The following is a 17870-nucleotide window of genomic DNA, read 5'->3' on the forward strand; positions in this document are numbered from 1 at the left end:
TGAGAAAAACCATTCGACCTCGATTGCAGCCACTGATCCGTTTCAATACGACGGTGATGGCTGAGAGCGAAGGAACATTCCCCCGCCGACGGACGTGTTTCTTTATCGCACTATCTCATTTAAATCGGCGGCAATTGACACGCCCTCATACCAACTGGCCTTGTGACGCTCCCCAACCACTCGCACCAACACGACCGGGGAGCGGACTTTCGCGCCTGCTGAGAGGATTCGCGCGCTATTGCTGAGCCATAAGCGGCGGAAGAAGATTGGCTCGGGCGGAGTAGTGCGGCTGGTCCGTGAGATGAAATGCAGCCAGCGCATAGACCGCGATCGCCAGGATCATGATTGCGATACCAAGCAGCGGAAACCCGACCTCTTGTTCCGCCGATCTCTGATGATACTTTGCGATCAGCGCGTTGCGATCGTTGTGAGCTGACGTTGGTGCCGAAGGAAAGCTTAGTCTCAGTTCCTCTTCAAGCTTCGCCGTTCGCATCAGGCGTTGACCGCCAATCCTGTCAGATTTGAATTTTACGACATCGCCCATTGCATCATCTATGGCGCTCCATCAAACACCATCTCCTCTTCATTGCGGACACCGCTCCGACAATCAGAACTCAACCTACCGCCACTTCCAAGCTCGACCCACCCCTCCTGCGAGCCGCTTGACCCTAAGGGAATTGTCGATCCCCTGTCATCAGCAGCATTAAAATCGCAGTCCAACAACATCCCAGAACTGGCCAGCAAATTTAACCGATATATATCATGTTCTGATATAAAGTCTTCAAACGAATGTGGACAGCGACAAATAATTCTGGAGCAAATTCGCAGTCCTTCTTGTCGCAATCTCGCTCCGCTAAACCGACGCAGTATTGTCCCGTCATAGCTTGGCGGCGCAAGACTTGTCCGGCAATGTGATTGGAAGGATGATGAAGCTACGCCGCATTACGATCGGTATTGTAGCTGCCATTGCAGTTATATTTATTTGGCATGATTGGCGGCCATTTTCGGCAGGCCCATCGGTCGATGAAATCTCAGCGGCGATAGATGTGAATGCGACTGATGCGCACTGTACGGCAGCCAGACAAAACTCTGGCTACTGGTGCAGCTATTCGTTTCACATTGGTCCTCGCACCTTCACTGGGAGGCGAAAGTTTTCAGAGATCAAAGGTCAATGGTGGGCTATAGAATAGCCATGCTGAGGAAAGTGATTCGACTATGTTGAAAGATGCACCTCAGACAAATTGTCAATGGCCATCCAGCAAGGATCCCTCATTCCCCAAGCATGATCGCGAGACTGGCGTGTACCAATTCAGCTTGATTGATCTCAGCATCCTTTTCATCCTTTAGGTTTTATGTCATGCATATGCGTCCAACGGATGTGTCGCGTCGTCGGCTCACATTTGCATTGGTCTCAGCTCGCTAGGAAATCAGAACCCACATTTCGAGGCGCCCAAAAGGCGCTCTTTGCTTATGGCAAAAAGTGAAATTCCGGGCATGAATCATGCAAGGTCGGCTCGATCAGATGACAATGCCCCTTTGGCTCAAGCTACGCAGCAGGATCGTGATGAAAGCCATATCCTCGGCGTCCTTTATCTGTCGAACCTAGCGCCTAACCTCGGGAATTTAGGTAAAGGTGGCGACGGCTCGCGAGCACCTCTGGGGTGGATTGGCAAGCCACTCCCGTCGGACAAAAGGCCGTAGCATCGGGTGAATTCTCGCAAAGGAAGCCTGCCCTCGGTGAGGAGGCCGCAAGTCGGCAAACAGGTTTTGCGTGGTCCGGTGGATCGGCGGCCGGAATAGCCACCCGGATTCTCACCGGGTCCAGTCGAGTGCGCCCTTATAGGCGCGGCTTTTGATAAAAGGGAAATATCTGCACTGCATTTCAGTTGCCAAGTGATGGAACCGTTCTGCAATACGGCAACTGGAGCCGGTCGCCATCAAGCTCGGCCATCTGAGCGAAAGGTGCCCATTGCGCGGCCTGGCCGCACCTCTCCTCGTCGGTCATCGAGCTCCAAGCCTGTTATTCGCGGCGCATGTCAATGAGGTCCCGCATAAGCAACCAAGGACGGAGAGCCAATGAGACTGAGTAGGAAAGCGTCGTATACTTTCATCGTCGGAAAAAGCCGCGGCTTCCAGCCGCTGGAACGGCAGAAGCAGACACAATAGCGCCCAGTGGAGCGATGCGAGGACCTGAAGAAGGACCAGGAGCATGCAAATAGTAAGGGCACGAAACAGGTTTTTGAAGGAACCATGATCTTATAGTTTGCTAAGAGATCTCATTCAGCAGCGCCGTTCAGATTGCGTCACTATAGCAGTACAGCAAGCATCCGACTGACCTTTACGATCGAAATATTGACTGCAATCATGACCAGCAGTCTCGTTCGCGGCAACGAAACAAAGACGCAAAATCGCCTTGTAAAGATTCCCGCACACTGAAAGCTGATTGAAAGGTTGCTCGTGCAAGCCTGTCTGGCTTCGTGGAGGAAGCTTATGCCAAGGCGGTGACGAAGCGTTGCCGCGGCATTCAAACAGGAGGAGACTTTAATGCGTTCATCCCGCGCGCTTTTTCATACCGTAGCCCTTTCCCTCATTATGACCGCTGGCTCGCTGGCGGCGGCAACGGCCGCACAGGCAGCCGACAAGATTTCCATCATGGTGGGCGGTTACGAAAAGCAGATCTATCTGCCGGCTAAGCTTGCCGAAGGGCTTGGGTATTTCAAGGAAGAAGGTCTCAACGTCGAACTTCTCAATGAGCCTGCAGGCGTTGATGCGGAAAACGAAATGCTCGCAGGCGCCGTCCAGGGCGTCGTCGGCTTCTACGACCATTGCATCGACCTTCAGGGCAAGGGCAAGTTCGTCGAATCCGTCGTGCAGTTCAGCCAGGCGCCGGGCGAAGTCGAGCTGGTGTCGGCCAAGCATCCGGAAATCAAATCCCCTGCCGATTTCAAGGGCAAGAGCCTCGGCGTCACCGGCCTCGGTTCCTCGACCAATTTCCTGACGCAGTATCTGGCCGTCAAGGCCGGTCTGAAGCTCGGAGAATTCACCTCCGTTCCGGTCGGCGCCGGCCAGACCTTCATTGCCGCCATGCAGCAGGATGCCATCCAGGCCGGCATGACGACGGAGCCGACAGTCTCGCGTCTCCTGAAGACCGGCGAGGCCAAGGTTTTGATCGATATGCGCACGATGGACGGAACAAGAGCCGCTCTGGGTGGGACCTATCCTGCCGCGTCCCTCTATATGCAGGAGTCGTGGGTCAAGGATCACAAGGCGGAGGTGCAGAAGCTTGCGAACGCTTTCGTCAAGACGCTGCATTTCATCAACACCCATTCGGCCGCCGAGATCGCCGACAAGATGCCGAAAGACTTCTATGTCGGCGACAAGGAAGGTTATGTGAAGGCGCTCGAAAATGGTAAGGCCATGTTCACCGCCGACGGCGTGATGCCCGAAGATGGCCCGAAAACCGTTCTTGCCGTACTTTCCGAATTCTCGAAGAATGTGCAAGGCAAGTCGATCGATCTGTCGAAGACCTATACGACCGAGTTCGTCAAGAACGCCAAGTAAGCGACCGATACAGCCACCTTCGGGATCGACATCTTGGAGGTGGCACTTTCGTTGGATCTCCCGACGCCCCCAAACAAGCGTGCGAATCCGAATGACATTATCGCTTGCTGCCTTCGATTTCACTGGCACTTGAGTGCAATAACGATCGAGAAGACCGAAAGTTTGCCGACCTTCCAAAATCTAGCAGATCTTGTGACCGATCGCGCACGTGCGGCACACAACCGGGATGGGTTCATCTCGGACAAACTATCTGCCAAATAATCTCTTGGTTGCAGCTCGTTTCGGCGGCCGGCAAGGAATTCGATATCCGGTCAAGCACTTCAATTGGGTTGCGAAGTGATCTGCGCTGCGCCGATCAGCGGCTCGCTTCACCGCTGAGTTGCACTTGTGCTGCTATCCGTGAGCCATGTCGCGATCACGTTTAACGCCGCCAGGTGATCATGGAACTGGTGATGTAGTTCCAGCCAGCGCCGATGACAGCCCCCGCGAGACCGGCAAGCCACCATTGCGGTCCCTCACTGTAGAAAAGCGACGACACTCCCGTCCCGGCAAGAACGCCCAGGCTGCAGAGTGCTGAGAACATCATCAAGCCGGTCAGAAACCGCATGCCGCGCCGGCGACGGTCGCGATAGGTCAAGGCATTGTTGAGCGTGTAGTTGGATACCACCGCAGAAAGCATTGCGATAGCCTGAGCGGTCGCAAACGGCAAGCCCGCGGTCAGGAGAGACCGGAGAACTGTCAAATGAACGGCGACCCCGCTCAGGCCGACCATGCCGAACAAGACCATGCGCGGCGAAATGAGATCGCCGGACCGTTTCGCAACGAGCAGCCCTAAATACTCAAGCACAACCGATGCGTCGAGTTTGCTTTCGCCGTGGATCCTTGGTCTAAATACGTATGAAATCTCTCCGATTCTCAAGGGTCTCGGCGACGACGCAATGATATCGAGCAAAATCTTGAAACCTTGCTGCGAGAGCTTCGGCGCGAGCTCCTCGATCAACGTGCGTCTCACCATGAAGAAGCCGCTCATCGGATCGGATGTGTCAACTTTCAAAAGACGTTTTGCCATGCCGATAGCCATCTGACTGCCGGCTTGGCGAATACGGCTGAATCCCTGGCCCGAGGAGCCGTCGCGGCTATATCGCGTCGCGATGACGAGGTCGGTCGGACCGCTGCGCATCATGGAAAGCATTGCCATCAGGCGCGTCTCATCATGTTGAAGATCAGCATCCATGACTGCTACGATTGGAGCTGATGTCGAAAGAATGCCCTCCAAACACGCGCCCGCCAATCCACGTCGATGGACACGCCTGATGGCCCGGATGCGATGGTCGTTGATAGACAGTCCCCTTACGACATCGACGGTCCTGTCGCCGGAGTCATCGTCGACGAATATCACCTCCCAGGAAATTCCCGCGAGCGCCTTGCGGAGCCGGTCGACAAGCGGGATGACGTTTTCCCGCTCATTGAAGGTCGGCACCACAACCGAAAGCTCTATCTTGCCGCCCAGCGCTGGTCCGGTCCACGAGACCGTTGAATCTCCCTGGGGTTCATCCAGGGCAATTAGTTGAGCTGAATTCATAGGCGTTGATTGTTCCATGATGGGACGGACGAGTTCTGTCGACGAATCTGCACGAAACCACGCACCGGCGGGATGGATCGTCTCAACGGTCCAAACAGCCAGTCGCCATTTCACTGCTCTTCGTCGCTTGCCGGCTCGCCATGACGCCTGAAGCGACTTTGATCCCGGCACTATTTCACGGGCACCTGACAATACTCTGAATTCTCGAGGAAACTCGACACTTGTCCCAATGCCCAACATATTGCCGGCAAAGGAAATTCCTATCTGGACATCAAGGCGGCACAGGCGGGCGCTTCCCCCTGGCAAGCACCGAGATTGTAGCCAACACGATAATAAAATGTGCCGGCGACGGCGCCGTTCTTAAGCACTACTCGTTCTTGAATGTCGTCGAGGCGTGAGAAATAGCGAGCCAGATCGCTTTGTTGCAGCTCGTTTCGCTTCAAGGAAACGAGGATTGCGGTACTTCCGCGAACCGTTTCCGGCGGATACCAGACGTCGTACATCAGACTGTCGCTGCCAATGGCGCTTTGCCCAACGGAATTCGGCCGGAGGAAGCCTGCCTGACGCGTGTAAAAGGCCATCTCGCTCGCGAGGAAATACTTATCCGTTCCGATCAAAACCACGGGTTTGGCACTGTCTTTCGCGATCTCTGCCTCGATCTCACCCACTGCCTTGCCGAACTCGCTCCAAGCCACCGGTAGGGTGCGAATGTTATGAACGTAGCCCACCCCGGGAAAGCCCAGCGCGACGTAGTGAAACAGCAGCGCGTAGACCGCCATCGCGATTGCAATTGTTGCAGGCCATGCGCGCTTCAGCCTGCTGTCCCAGAACGAGGTTCCAGCGGTCGGCCCCACCAGCATGGAGGCGATTGACGGTAGGACGGCAAGCCAAAGGGGACCGGTCCAGTTTGGTTTGTTTTCGTGCGAGAGGCTGAAAACAACGAAAACTATCAACGGGATAAAGGTGAACAGAAATACGAAAAGAGGCCGTCCATCGCCCAGCCGTTGCCGTATAGCCACGAAGTTGGACTTCAGACTGACGACGGCAGCAACGAGACCAGGAGGCGTTAGAAGAACGGCTGCGCTGATGATCAAAGATGGCAGGGTAAACTGAAACTCAGCATTGACGCGCCGAGATCCCTGGAAAGCGAAGGACATCCATTGGTGCGTAGCATTCCAATAGATCACCGGCGAAAACAAGAGGATCGAGAGCGCTGCCGCGAGATACGGCTCCACCTGGCCGAGCCAGCGACGCGATTTCGGATCCATGAGCATGAAAAGAAATGCTGCGGGGCCTAACAATACGATCGTGTATTTCGACAACAGGCCCAATCCCATGGAAAGGCCGGCGCCAAACCAGGCTCCACGCTTTTCACCCAAAAGCGCTCGTTCCAGAAAATAAAGTGTGGCGGCCCAGGCAGCGGTCAAAGGCGCATCCGGCATCATGAAAAAGCCGGTTGAGAAGTAAAATGGCGCTACAGCAACCAGCAATGTGCAGCCGATGGCGGCCGGCTTATCGAAGAGGTTTCTGGCGTATGCATAGGAAAACCCTGCGGTCACGAACCAGCAAAGATAGGCACCGATGCGAACACCGAATTCATGATCTCCGAAGAGATGCGTGCCGATCCAGATCAACCAGGCGACCATTGGCGGATGATCGAGATAACCGATGTCGAGGTGTTGCGCATAATTCCAATAATAAGCTTCTTCAGGGAGCAGATTGGAATAGCCGAGAAACAGAAAGCGAAGGACGAGAAGGTAGACAATAATACCTGCCGCCACGGCGAGCGCATCTGTGTGCCTCGATATTTCCGATCTCAAGAAGATGCGATCGGCGAGAAAATTCATAGCCAGAGTCAACGAGGCGGCAAGAACCGCTATGACGAGCGACGGAAAATGGAGAGAGAAGGAAGCCGTCGCGACAAATCCTCCTCTGAGACAAAGGACGAGGAGGCGAAGAAAAAGAAAAAGAGCGATCTGCGCCGACGTTGAGCGGCCAGTTTCCGGTGCCGCAATCCAGGAATTTATCGCTATCAGATACGGGATACAGCTACAGAAGAAGCTTAGAACATGCGCCTGTATCGGACTAAATCCGATCTGCGCGAAACCGAGAAATCCGACAATATCGAGGATGATGCTTGCTGCTACAACTGCATAAAGGCTTGCAGGCCTGCGCTTATGTTTGGCTTGAATGGCCTGAAGCTGCCACACGATGTATTCCGATCTACATTCTTTTGATTGTTAGTGGATTAAGGACTGATGCCGATATTAAAGGCGGCCACAGGCGCTGACGGGACATCAAGGCGATGGGAAAACATCGCGCAAACAACAGCGATCAATTTAGGTTCGGAGATGACAGCGCAGACGTCGCGGTTTTAAGTTAGCGAACAGCGGCACCAGTTACGAGATCAGCCTTCGCCTGCCGCCGATCCTCAGCCTCGATAACCTCCCAGCTACGATCCATGGCATAGGCGCGAGACACAATAGGAATACCGACGTGGCCGTAATAAAACGAAAGCTGACCTTCTGCTTTCGTCTCGTCGAGACCTGCAAGCTTCCTCACAAAAAGCGCGGATGCCAAACCGCTGCGGTCCGCGCCCGCCTGGCAGTGAATAAGTATGGGCTTGGGTGCGGCGGCCATCAGCTGCACCAGACGCTCTGCCTTGGCCGGCGACACCATTTTCGAAGACGACATGCCGAAGTCAATGTGAGTGAGGCCAAGCTCGCGAGAGGACTTCACCTCTTCATCATACCAGGACATGCCCGGATGGGCGCCCCGCAGGTTGATAACGGTCTTGATCCCGTGAGTTTGCACGTAGGCAGCAAGATCCGCGCCTGTAGGCTGGGCAGAGCGGTAAACCTGACCATCGATGACAGGATGGAAATTGCCGGTAACCTGAAGCAATCCGGCATAGGCTCCGCAGCTGGCGCCGACGAGTCCGATAACGCCAAGCATTGAAAGAACCATCTTGCGAAGTCTAGTCATTGTTCTCCGGCCGTTTCTCGCGTGATGGCTCAATCACATGCCGGAAGAAACTGACATGCGCCTGAACAATCGCCGTCAACGTTAGTGAAAGCTTGCTAAGGCGCCTCGAAACGCGATGGTTTCGAGGTTGCGCGGCTCCCGCCGGAGAATTGCGGCAAGATCAGATGGATTCGATGTGTCAACTGCTCCATCCGAAAGGGCTTGGTAAGATAATCTGCCGCCCCAAGCCGCTTTGCTTCCAGCCGATCCGTGAGCTGATCAAAGGCGGACATGATGATGGTGGGACACCGGGGCTTTTCGTTTCGCAGAAGATCAAAGCCATCTCCATCGCCAAGCTGCCGATCGAGACATAGGATGTCAAACCTCTCGCCGCGTAGCGTATCGACCGCCACGCGATACCCCTTGACCCAAGTCACGCAGCATCCCGTCGACCGCAGATGGTCGCAAAGAGCGTCGCCGAACAGAATGTTGTCTTCTACAAGGAGTACCCGCAAGCCATTTCTCCAGTCGCGGATACCCATGCTCTCATTTACTGACAGCCACATGAACTCTGGGAGAACATAGCGTTAGGTCGCCGGCGATCGCCGGACAGGTAGACTGGCTGTTGGCTATGGCGTCGGAAATGAGACCGTGACGACGAACCCGGTGCGTTCGAGGCGGTTCATCCATCGGAGCGCAAGTCCGTAACGGGCGCAAATAGCCTCAACGATCGCAAGTCCAAGTCCCGTGCCCTCCCCGGCACCCGATCCACGGTAGAAGCGCTCAGCAAGGCGTGGCAATTCGTGTTCGGCCACACCCGGACCGTTGTCGCTCACGATCAGGAGCGTCTCGGCACCACCTTTGACGGAAATGTCGACTGAACCTCCGCTCGGTGTGTATCGAACGGCGTTGTCGACGATCGTTTCGATGAGCGTCTTCAAGTCGTCGGGATTGATACGAACCAGCGCGCCATCGGACAATTCAGCAAAGCCGAAGTCGATCAGCTTTTCTTCAGCTGCAATGAGCAGGCCGAAGATCACATCTTTGACAATCTCCGATAGATCGAGGACTTCACTGGGCATCGAAGGCTGCCCCCCTTCGTATCGGCTAAGCTTCAGAAGCTTGTCGGTGAGACCAGATACCCGTCTGGCGCCGGCGCGCAGCTCGGAAATACGCTCCTCGAGATCGGATCCCTCGTGATTGGAAAGATTGCCGATCTGGAGCGTGAGTGCCGAAAGAGGCGTTCTCAACTCATGGGCCGCATCGGACAGAAACATCTGCTGTTGACGCAAGGCAATGCCGAGGCGGTCGATCAAGCCGTTCATGGAGCGTGCAAATGGCCAAACTTCCCGCGGCATCGTGGTAAGATCGACGGGCACGACCTCGACGGTTGCCTTTTGCGACAGCTCTTTTCCGTGCTTCTCGAGGTCACGAAAAATCCGCCTCGTTACGAAGGCAACGAGCAACCACGAGAGAGGAATTGCCGCGAGAAACGGAATTGTGGCTCTTGCAGCCGCGTCTCTGGCAAGTTCTCTTCGCACCACCATTTGCTGTGCCACCTGCACGGTTCTTTCAGGTGCGACCATTGAAAAGACACGCCAATCTCGCTTTCCGTCAGAAAATTCGGAAAACCCCGTTTCTTTTCTGTCGGGAATTGCAATGGTTGGGTCCAAAGACTTGGTGGCACGGCCGTCCGAATAGCTAACCTCTATGAGGTAGTCGTCTTCGCTGTCATGTGGAGGCAAGGCAGCACGATCCGGTGCGAGGAAGGAGAGATCGCCCACATAACGCGCGATCTGGCGTTGCTGGAGGTCGAGAAACTCGCTGCTCTCGTTCAATGTGAAGGCGTATGATGCCGCGCCACCGACGATGGCGATAAACGTGAACAATATCGAAAGAGAGCTCGCGGTTGCGGTCTGAAGCGAAATCATGACTTCGGAACCATCCATCCGGCGCCGCGGACGTTGCGTATTATCTGTTTGTCAAAACGCCTTCGAATGTAGAAGATCAGCACCTCGACGGCGTTGCTTTCAATCTCATCGCCCCAGCCGTAGATCTTCTCCTCCAATTGCGAGCGCGATAATATGACGCCCGGGCGCTCGACAAGAGCCCGCATCAGTGCAAACTCGCGATAAGGAAGGATCTCGGTCACGCCGCCGTAGGAAAGTTCGTGTGTCGCGAGATCGAGAACGGCCTGGGCTGTACCGATCTTGGAGGTAGCATGGCCTGCGTGGCGTCGAATAACGGCTCGAAGGCGCGCAATAATCTCCGACGGCTCAAACGGCTTAAGCACGAAATCATCGGCTCCGAGGTCTAGACCCTTTAATCGGACGTCTAGATCGTCGCGCGCTGTGATAATAACAATGGGTACACTGGCCCCCCGCAGACGCGCATCTTTCAGCAAAGTCAGGCCGTCGGGAGGCGGAAGTGACAGATCCAGTAAAACCGCCGCATGGGCGTCATCACGCATTGCTTCTTCGGCCAAATGGCCATCGGCAATCCAGTCGACGGTCATTCCGACGTCCATCAGAGCCCGGCGGAGACCGAGCGCCAACATAGGATCATCTTCGACCACGAGAATTCTCATCGGCCCTAACCTCGCGTCATTTTCGACAGCCCGTAGAACTGAAAATTTAGTATAGAATTAGCGACAGGCAAAATCGCTAAGTCGTATCTAAGAATCCGCTGCAAAATTCCAGCGGCTTGAAACCCTTTTACGGCTTGAGCCCACAACGATCCGGACGTCAGCAGCAGATGGTATCGTTGTTGGCAACGGCTTAGTGGCAGAAAATCGCACGCACCGCGATCACCGCGGTGAATCACACGCCTTGAGGTCAAAAGGTGACGGAAGTTCAGGGCCGACGCCATGCGGCAGAACGCTGTTGGATACTTATGCATCGATTGGGCGATGCCCCGGCCGAAGCGCCGAGAGGAAGCGCGCATATTCTCCAAAGATTGGGCACGAGCAAGCGGCGCGAACGATAATTTATGTTGAGTACAATTCGTTTCGCGCCGCAATCGACTATGTTTTCCCTCATCGATGAACGATCGCGCCGGTAGCGGCAGCCGCAAAACACACGCTAGCCGTATGTGACGAGATAAAGGATAATAGCATTTTTGCGAGCTGCTGGAGGTTCGTGCTGCCATCAGGATCTCCCCCGACAGCCGTTCATAAGCTCGCAGGCAACACGAAGTAACGCAATCGGTTAGGCCTGACGGCTTCAGCTTGCGAAAACAGATAAGGGCAAGGACTGAGCTAGATCTCATGCCCACATCCACCATGTCCGACCTTCGCACGGTTGTTGATTGCCGGCTTTCAAGCCTTATTGCTATTTCACAAATCACGAAGGCCGAAGACCGTATTGTCGCCCGATTTCCGAATGGCGACCGTCACAGCCGCAAATATTGAAACCAGAACGGTCGTCAGGGTCGCCAACACGTAAGTCCAGGGGATGGAAAGCGTTTCCGGAGACGGGTCGAAGACGCCGGTCAGCAGTTTCACGAGCATCCAAGAAATCGACACGCCCGATAGAAGTCCGAATAGCAGCCCGCCGACTGATATCAACGCACCTTCAGCCCAAAGGAAGCCGGCGATTTGCCTTGGTTTTGCACCAATAACCTTGAGGATCACGAAGTTCCGGTTGCGGTCGGCAAAGCCGAGAAACAGTATCAAACCAGCGGCCGACGCAGCCATCAAGATGGCGAATGAGAGCTCGATTTTCGTCAGGGACGACATGTCGATCGCAGTCAAGCTTGAACCGATGATATGCGAAACGCTGCCAATGTCTTTGACCTGCAGCGCCGGGGCGTCAGCCAATGCAGATCGAACTTCACCCGCCACCTTGTTTGCGTCGCCACCTGCGCGGATCAAGGCATATTCCGCAGCCGGCGCCCCGGTCATCTTGGCGATGTAGTTCGCGTTGGCGACCAGAAACGAGTCCTTCGGCGCTGTGGGAAATTCGCGTGCCACTCCGATAAGCTTGAACGGAACAAGGTGATATTGATGATCCGATGCGTTCGTCAGCCTGAGATTGATCGTATCGCCCTGCTTGAGCTGGAAGTCGTTCACGGTCTCTTCGGAGACCAGAACACCGTCCGGGGTCTTGGCAAGCCGGCTCAATATCTCGCTCGCGGTGCCACCACTGAAGAACGCATCGGACATGTGCGTGGCTTTGCCTATTGTACGCGGATCAATTCCATAAATGTCTTGCAGGTCAGAACCGACGTAAGCGAAGCGGTGCTGCATGGGAATGACCGAGGTGACACCGGGCAAACTGGAAAGCCTATCGATATAGGGTGACGCCGGATGTGAAGCCGTGCCAAAGACCGTGACGTCGGAGCCGTTGGTCAATTCGGCGTCGACTCTCGCCTGTGCATTGTAGGTCGTATTGAATATTGACGTTGACGTTGCGAAAGATATCGCAAGTGCCGTCATCGCGATCCCGGTTGTCAAGCGCGCCGTTTGGTTTGAAAGCGAGGATCCTGCGACGTCGGCAAGATTTCCCGTGAATGGCCATATAAGCATGCGAAGCAATCTGCCGTTCGTCCGTATGATCAAACCGGACAACCGGATCGTGAGAAGAGCGAGGCCAACCCAGAAGAGAGCAGGCGCAAAGAACGCCTTATAGTCCACCGACGTGGCAGGAACGCCCTCAGGGGCAAGCACGATTTGATAACCGGAGCTTGCGAGCTGCCAAAATGCCAGACCTGAGAGGACGAGCAGGATATAGTCGATACCATAACGCTGCCACCAAGAAACAGTGTCGCGCTTAATTTGACGTTTTGTCATTGAAACCGTGCTGAAGCTTGTCGTGCGCCAGACAGGAACAACGATAGCCGTTAGTGAAAGAAGCATCCCAACCGCCGCGACCACGGCCCATAGCCAAAAAGAAGCATTGCCAGAACTTGACAAATTAAACAGCCTTCCTATCAGGAGAATTGCTGCCGAGATCCCCAGAGCGATGCCGATCAAGGCGACTACAGCCGCTTCAGCAGTCGCCAGACTCATGATCTTTCGGATCGAAGCGCCCCGCGCTCGCAGCAAAGCTAGTTCCGCATTTCTTTGTGCGGATGCAGTTCCAGCGACGCTCAAGGTCAGTATGACCGCCAAGCCTATCCCGGGAATACCCAGGAAAAGAAAGAGGACCGAAACGTAGAGTGAATCCCCTCTGACGGCATCAAGACGCGAACCGATATTGTTGGCAACCAGCGCTTGACCGGCAATCATCGCTTCCAGGTTCCGGGCCGACTGCAAAACTGCCAGATAGGCCGCCGTTGGGCTCGACGGCAGAACGTCATGTGCCAGCCGGGCATGGAACTGAATGCGCGTCGTATCTGGCCGTACCGTTGTCTGCGGATCAAAATCGCCGTGCCACGGAGAAGGTGGAAGGATGAGAACGTTGTCTGGAGGAGCCTGCGGTGACGCCTGCGGCGGCAGGCCGACTCCCTGGAAGAGCGAGTCCGCGTCGGGCAGGTCCACAACGCCCGAAATCTGAACCTGAACTGGAGGCAAGCCAATCCTTTTCACGGTAATAATATCACCTGGGCTTGCATGCAGATTGGCTGCCGTTTGTTGCGCAAGCAACGCCCCGGTCGCGGTTCCAACCAGCAAGCGAACTTCCTTCGGGAAAATTTTGCCGTAACCTTCCGCAAACGAGATGACCATTCCCGGACCGGTCGTTTGAACGGTACTGCCCGTCGTCGCCTCAAACCCGTCGATCTTGGCATAATACGCCTCGGAAATGGCCTTAACGGCAGGGGAAGAATGAAGAACACTGAAAATGTCTTCCTTGTTCGCCAATGGCACCAGTTCGACCTGCCAATCGATAGGAACCGATTTGACAGCACGCGTGGTCATGGTGGCAGAACTGCTGATGAGAAAGACCAACAGAGCGCCGAGAAGGCCTACTGTCACGGCTATCCCGAGAGCTGATCCCGCCAATCGCGCGCTGCGCCGCTTGAATAGTCCTGATACCCAAAGCCCTATCATCGTTCATCCATTTCCAGCTTATGGGGCAAAGCCAATTGACCATGTTCGATCAACCAGCGCGTCTCCATCGAGTCTGCGACGAGCGGATCATGAGTGGCTACGACCAGCGCTGCACATTTGATATTTGCAAATTCGAGGACCCGCTCGATAAATTCTGTTGCAGTCGCGCTATCCAATTGCCCCGTTGGCTCATCGGCCAGAACGAGCATTGGTTCCACGACCAGAGCGCGAGCCATTGCCACTCTTTGGGCTTGCCCACCGGAGAGCTCTTCTGGCAGCTTCAAAGCCAGTCCATCCAGTCGCAAGAACTCGAGTATGGACAGTGCAGCCTTTGAACTTTCCGGGTCATTTCCCATCAGTCTCAAAGGAAGCATGACATTTTCGAGGACGTTCAATGCCGGAAACAGGCTGGGAGCCTGGAAGACATAGGTAATTTTTCCAGGTTGCAGCGCCATCCGGTCGCCCATTGCCGGCCACGTCACCGTTCCCTCTGAGGGAGAAACGAGGCCTCCGAGAATGTGAAGCAACGTCGATTTGCCGCTACCGGAGGGACCGACCAAAGCGATGCGATTGCCCTCTCCAATATCGCAACTGATGTCAGTGAGAACGCGGACCCGTTCACCGTCCGGCTGCGTAAACTCCATTCCGGCATTTAGGGCCTGAACAAGGAGGTCACGCATCGCTGGTTCTTCCGTCTCTGAGCCTGACTATTCGATCCGCCCGGCTAGCCAGCGCTTTGCTGTGTGTTGAAAGCAGGGTCGCCTTACCATTTTGCTTGCGTTTATCGAAGAGCTCGAAAAGGAGCTGCTCTGTTTGGGCATCCACTTCGGCGGTGGGCTCGTCTGCAATCACGATCGGCGGATCGGCCGCGATGGCAGTGGCCAGTGCGGCGCGCGCGATTTCGCCACCCGATAAGCTCCGTGGATAGGACTTTGCACGGTGTTGCATGCCGACGGCTTCGAGCAGCGATGCCATTCGTGCAGTATCCAGCTTTCCGACGACCTGCATCTGAAACCGAATGTTTTCTTCGACCGTCAAATGTTGGAACAGGTTGTCGCTTTGAAGCATGATGCCGAAGTTCTGCGCGCGCAGACGCGCACGCAAACTTTCGCTCCGTCGCGTCAATCGGTTTCCATTGACAGCGACCCAGCCACCATCGGGCTCGTCCAGGCCCGTCAGACAGGCGACCAGGGTCGACTTGCCGCTTCCGGACGGGCCGACAAGGGCGACGAGTTCACCTGCATCGACGGATAGGCTCACCCCCCGTAATGCGGCAGTCTCATCGTCACCGATGTGGAAGAAGCGGTAGATTTCCACTGCATCGAGGACTGCCATGTCACTTCCACCTGAAAGAGCGCGACATCAGATTCCACTGATCGACGTTGTCGGCACCAAAGGGAGCATAGAGCTGCAACGACACGGTCTTTCCACCGCGGTGATAGATGTAGATTTCGTTCTCCAGCCGCACCTGCTTGTTGGTGACGGCATTCGGCTCTGAATTCGAGGTAAAGACAATGCGGATCGCCTCACCTGCCGGCAGCTTGACCTGCTCAACCTTGCCAAGCTTTAATGCTCGGGAACGCTTCTCCAGGTCCGGAAGGAATTTTGTTTTCACAGTGTCGATTGTCGGAGCCGCATTCTCGGACTGCTCAGTGATAACAACGCCGTCCAGCTTGTCGACGAAGCTTGTGCCATTGCCGAGGTCCGACCGCGCCCAGCCCTCGGGCACTTTTAGGCTGTAGCCCGATTTGGCGTCATAGGAGACAAAGACTTGCGTGTCGGGAATATCGCCCGGAGGGTTTTTTTCCGGCGCAACAGCTTTTTCCGATGCGAAGGCAGGCTCCACGAGCAACGACGACGCAGATGCCGCAACGATTGAGGTGGAGACCAGTGCAAGAGCAAGAGTTCTTTGGAAATTTGATACTTTGCGGGTCATGGGACACTCCATTTCGTCCTGATGACCCGATCAAACACTGGAAATCTTACATTCGCTGGTCCGAAGCCTTACACTTTCGTAAGCTTCGTTAAAGGGTCATGCGGTTGACGAACCGCTCGCGAGCGCCGCATCAGGACGAGTGACAAAAGCCGAGTATCCGACGAATACGCAGATAAGGATGGTAAGGGTCAAACTGACCGGCCCCGTGCCCCAATCGAGACCTCCTCGCTCATGCGATACACCCATCCAATCGGCGAACGAAGCTCCAAGCGGGCGTGTTACGATATAGGCAAACCAGAAGGCAGGAACTTCCGGCAGGCGAAACTTCCAATATGCAAGCGCCGGAACGGCGATGACGAGGGCGAACATCAGCCCGGAAAAGAAATATCCGAGTCCGAGGTTGCTAGCGGTCATATCACCCGCAGCAGTGCCAAGAGCGAAAGTCGTCAAGACCGTTGCCCAATAGAAGAATTCACGTCGCTTTGTGTAGATACTGTGGATCGAGAGCGTCCGCTCGGCCCAGAACCAAGCGGAAAAAATGACTAAAAGAGATGTGCCGAAGAAGGCTGTTGAAATCCAATATGGAACACCAAGGCCAACATGAAGGACATCGGCGGCCATGGTGCCGAAAACTGACACCATGACGACTGCCAGCCAATAGACCCAGACGTTGAAGCGCGATTTGAGAAATTGCACCGCCAGTGAAATCAGGAAACAAACACCGCCAATGGCCACAGCGATTGGCGGATCCATGCGATGCACGAGATAGTCGGAGGTTGTCTCACCCATGCCGGTCGTCAGAATTTTGATGACCCAGAAGATCGCGGTGACTTCGGGAACCTTTGAAAGCCAGGGACGAACAGCATCATTATGCCCGTACGGCTCGCTGGAGAATGTTTTCATGAGATCTCTCCAATTGCTTTTGGGTGGCAGTGCCCCCTTCGAGAAAGCTGTGAGACTTTATCCGCCTTGGCCCTCGGCGCAGATGCGACATTCAGACCGATTTCGTGATTTTTGCGAGAATTCCTCTGAACCGGAATGGAAGCCACACGCTTCGGATATCGATTTTATCCTCACCGAAATCGCTGGCTTGAAGAATTCGATAAAGGCTTCTCTTGTCGAAAGTGTGCTTGGTCTCCCGTCCTTCGAATTGCAGCCACGACATATGGGATTTATCCGTCGCATAGACGGCCAGCGACCCACCGGGCCGTAGAACGCGTCGAGCCTCGGTGAGCGCAAAGGATAATGGGTCGACAAAATAAAAGACGTTGACAGCGAGGATTCCGTCCACAGACATATCCGGGAGAGGCAAGTGCTCGAAAGTCCCCTGCTTTAATGACATTCTGCCTTCAGTTATGGCGGAGGCGTTATTGGCTCGAGCCAGTCTCCGCATGGTTGAAGACGGGTCGATCCCAGTCACCGAACCAAGCGTGGCCATCTTGGCGAGCTGACGAAGACCGACTCCGGGACCATGTCCGACTTCCAAGAGGTCACTGGCCGGTCTCGGATCAAGAAGGTCGATCGCACCTTTATAGGGAAGCCAATTGATAACCCGCATGGCCGCGGCGACGGCGATACCGCCCTTGCCCACTGGCATCGCGAATTGTCGCGCAATGTAGTCATGGACCAGTTGCTTTTTCGGCGGCGGCATCTTCAACGAGCATGCACTATCCATTTCCATTTATTTAACCGCTTTATCCGGAGGTTAGGGCGGACACTTCCTTTTGTCATGTGCGATCTTGAGTCAATGTGGACGTGCCGCCCGGACGTGCATTGGCGACAGACATCACGTCGGACAAAACGAGTAATCATTTCGGGCAAAGTCTTATGAGCGAAAC

At 55.1% G+C, this 17870-nt stretch carries 15 protein-coding genes and 1 other annotated feature; of the genes, 2 read left to right on the plus strand and 13 right to left on the minus strand.

The annotated features are described in order from the left end of the window. Positions 1–235: 235 nt before the first annotated feature. Positions 236–544 (minus strand): hypothetical protein, encoded by a 309-nt coding sequence (locus tag ACIQJ2_RS32485; protein WP_400675348.1) that lies wholly within the window; start codon positions 542–544, stop codon positions 236–238. Positions 545–1770: 1226 nt separating this feature from the next. Continuing rightward, positions 1771–1826 (minus strand) — a sequence feature (sul1 is cis-regulatory element that is thought to sense ions involved in sulfur or methionine metabolism; They are found in Alphaproteobacteria). 718 nt (positions 1827–2544) lie between these two features. Between ACIQJ2_RS32485 and ACIQJ2_RS32490 the strand changes: the two genes are divergently transcribed. Continuing rightward, positions 2545–3561, plus strand: coding sequence for an ABC transporter substrate-binding protein (locus tag ACIQJ2_RS32490; protein WP_400675346.1), 1017 nt, complete (start codon positions 2545–2547; stop codon positions 3559–3561). Between the two features lie 421 nt (positions 3562–3982). Here ACIQJ2_RS32490 and ACIQJ2_RS32495 read toward each other — a convergent pair whose 3' ends face one another. Both ACIQJ2_RS32495 and ACIQJ2_RS32500 read right to left on the minus strand, forming a co-directional pair. Further along, complete coding sequence (locus ACIQJ2_RS32495) at positions 3983–5143, minus strand: glycosyltransferase family 2 protein (RefSeq protein ID WP_400675343.1); 1161 nt, start codon at positions 5141–5143, stop codon at positions 3983–3985. A 260-nt stretch (positions 5144–5403) separates the two neighbouring features. Then, positions 5404–6789, minus strand: a complete 1386-nt coding sequence (locus ACIQJ2_RS32500) for a glycosyltransferase family 39 protein (protein WP_400675341.1) — start codon at positions 6787–6789, stop codon at positions 5404–5406. A gap of 6 nt (positions 6790–6795) precedes the next feature. Between ACIQJ2_RS32500 and ACIQJ2_RS32505 the strand changes: the two genes are divergently transcribed. After that, a complete protein-coding gene (locus ACIQJ2_RS32505) occupies positions 6796–7134 on the plus strand; it encodes a hypothetical protein (protein WP_400675340.1) in 339 nt (112 codons plus the stop codon). 388 nt (positions 7135–7522) lie between these two features. Here ACIQJ2_RS32505 and ACIQJ2_RS32510 read toward each other — a convergent pair whose 3' ends face one another. The 10 genes from ACIQJ2_RS32510 to ACIQJ2_RS32555 form a co-directional block, all read right to left on the minus strand. Beyond that, positions 7523–8128, minus strand: coding sequence for a dual specificity protein phosphatase family protein (locus tag ACIQJ2_RS32510; RefSeq protein ID WP_400675338.1), 606 nt, complete (start codon positions 8126–8128; stop codon positions 7523–7525). 95 nt (positions 8129–8223) lie between these two features. Further along, positions 8224–8622, minus strand: a complete 399-nt coding sequence (locus ACIQJ2_RS32515; RefSeq protein WP_162747703.1) for a response regulator — start codon at positions 8620–8622, stop codon at positions 8224–8226. Between the two features lie 114 nt (positions 8623–8736). Beyond that, a complete protein-coding gene (locus ACIQJ2_RS32520) occupies positions 8737–10038 on the minus strand; it encodes an ATP-binding protein (RefSeq protein ID WP_162747704.1) in 1302 nt (433 codons plus the stop codon). Next, on the minus strand, positions 10035–10694 hold the full coding sequence (locus tag ACIQJ2_RS32525) for a response regulator transcription factor (RefSeq protein WP_113347113.1): 660 nt from the start codon (positions 10692–10694) through the stop codon (positions 10035–10037). The genes ACIQJ2_RS32520 and ACIQJ2_RS32525 overlap by 4 nt, the downstream gene beginning before the upstream one ends. 747 nt (positions 10695–11441) lie before the next feature. Next, entirely contained in the window at positions 11442–13994 is a 2553-nt protein-coding gene (locus ACIQJ2_RS32530; protein ID WP_400675334.1) for an FtsX-like permease family protein, read from the minus strand. A gap of 98 nt (positions 13995–14092) precedes the next feature. Continuing rightward, complete coding sequence (locus ACIQJ2_RS32535; protein WP_113347115.1) at positions 14093–14776, minus strand: ABC transporter ATP-binding protein; 684 nt, start codon at positions 14774–14776, stop codon at positions 14093–14095. After that, entirely contained in the window at positions 14769–15431 is a 663-nt protein-coding gene (locus tag ACIQJ2_RS32540; protein WP_113347116.1) for an ABC transporter ATP-binding protein, read from the minus strand. The genes ACIQJ2_RS32535 and ACIQJ2_RS32540 overlap by 8 nt, the downstream gene beginning before the upstream one ends. A gap of 1 nt (position 15432) precedes the next feature. After that, positions 15433–16032, minus strand: a complete 600-nt coding sequence (locus tag ACIQJ2_RS32545) for a hypothetical protein (protein ID WP_400675330.1) — start codon at positions 16030–16032, stop codon at positions 15433–15435. Between the two features lie 96 nt (positions 16033–16128). Further along, positions 16129–16935, minus strand: a complete 807-nt coding sequence (locus ACIQJ2_RS32550; protein ID WP_113347118.1) for a hypothetical protein — start codon at positions 16933–16935, stop codon at positions 16129–16131. A gap of 91 nt (positions 16936–17026) precedes the next feature. Further along, a complete protein-coding gene (locus ACIQJ2_RS32555) occupies positions 17027–17713 on the minus strand; it encodes a class I SAM-dependent methyltransferase (RefSeq protein ID WP_113347119.1) in 687 nt (228 codons plus the stop codon). Between the last annotated feature and the right edge of the window lie 157 nt (positions 17714–17870).

Origin of the sequence: Rhizobium sp. NPDC092011 (assembly GCF_044756305.1) — a bacterium.
Classification (GTDB): Bacteria; Pseudomonadota; Alphaproteobacteria; order Rhizobiales; family Rhizobiaceae; genus Rhizobium.

Bases quoted from the DNA above. Each gene is read 5' to 3' on its own strand.
- ACIQJ2_RS32540 (WP_113347116.1), bottom strand. From the start codon at position 15,431: ATGGCAGTCCTCGATGCAGTGGAAATCTACCGCTTCTTCCACATCGGT.
- ACIQJ2_RS32495 (WP_400675343.1), bottom strand. From the start codon at position 5,143: ATGAATTCAGCTCAACTAATTGCCCTGGATGAACCCCAGGGAGATTCA.
- ACIQJ2_RS32500 (WP_400675341.1), bottom strand. From the start codon at position 6,789: ATGGTCGCCTGGTTGATCTGGATCGGCACGCATCTCTTCGGAGATCAT.
- ACIQJ2_RS32535 (WP_113347115.1), bottom strand. From the start codon at position 14,776: ATGCGTGACCTCCTTGTTCAGGCCCTAAATGCCGGAATGGAGTTTACG.
- ACIQJ2_RS32505 (WP_400675340.1), top strand. From the start codon at position 6,796: ATGATCGAGATAACCGATGTCGAGGTGTTGCGCATAATTCCAATAATA.
- ACIQJ2_RS32550 (WP_113347118.1), bottom strand. From the start codon at position 16,935: ATGAAAACATTCTCCAGCGAGCCGTACGGGCATAATGATGCTGTTCGT.
- ACIQJ2_RS32545 (WP_400675330.1), bottom strand. From the start codon at position 16,032: ATGACCCGCAAAGTATCAAATTTCCAAAGAACTCTTGCTCTTGCACTG.
- ACIQJ2_RS32490 (WP_400675346.1), top strand. From the start codon at position 2,545: ATGCGTTCATCCCGCGCGCTTTTTCATACCGTAGCCCTTTCCCTCATT.
- ACIQJ2_RS32485 (WP_400675348.1), bottom strand. From the start codon at position 544: ATGGGCGATGTCGTAAAATTCAAATCTGACAGGATTGGCGGTCAACGC.
- ACIQJ2_RS32520 (WP_162747704.1), bottom strand. From the start codon at position 10,038: ATGATTTCGCTTCAGACCGCAACCGCGAGCTCTCTTTCGATATTGTTC.
- ACIQJ2_RS32555 (WP_113347119.1), bottom strand. From the start codon at position 17,713: ATGGAAATGGATAGTGCATGCTCGTTGAAGATGCCGCCGCCGAAAAAG.
- ACIQJ2_RS32510 (WP_400675338.1), bottom strand. From the start codon at position 8,128: ATGACTAGACTTCGCAAGATGGTTCTTTCAATGCTTGGCGTTATCGGA.
- ACIQJ2_RS32525 (WP_113347113.1), bottom strand. From the start codon at position 10,694: ATGAGAATTCTCGTGGTCGAAGATGATCCTATGTTGGCGCTCGGTCTC.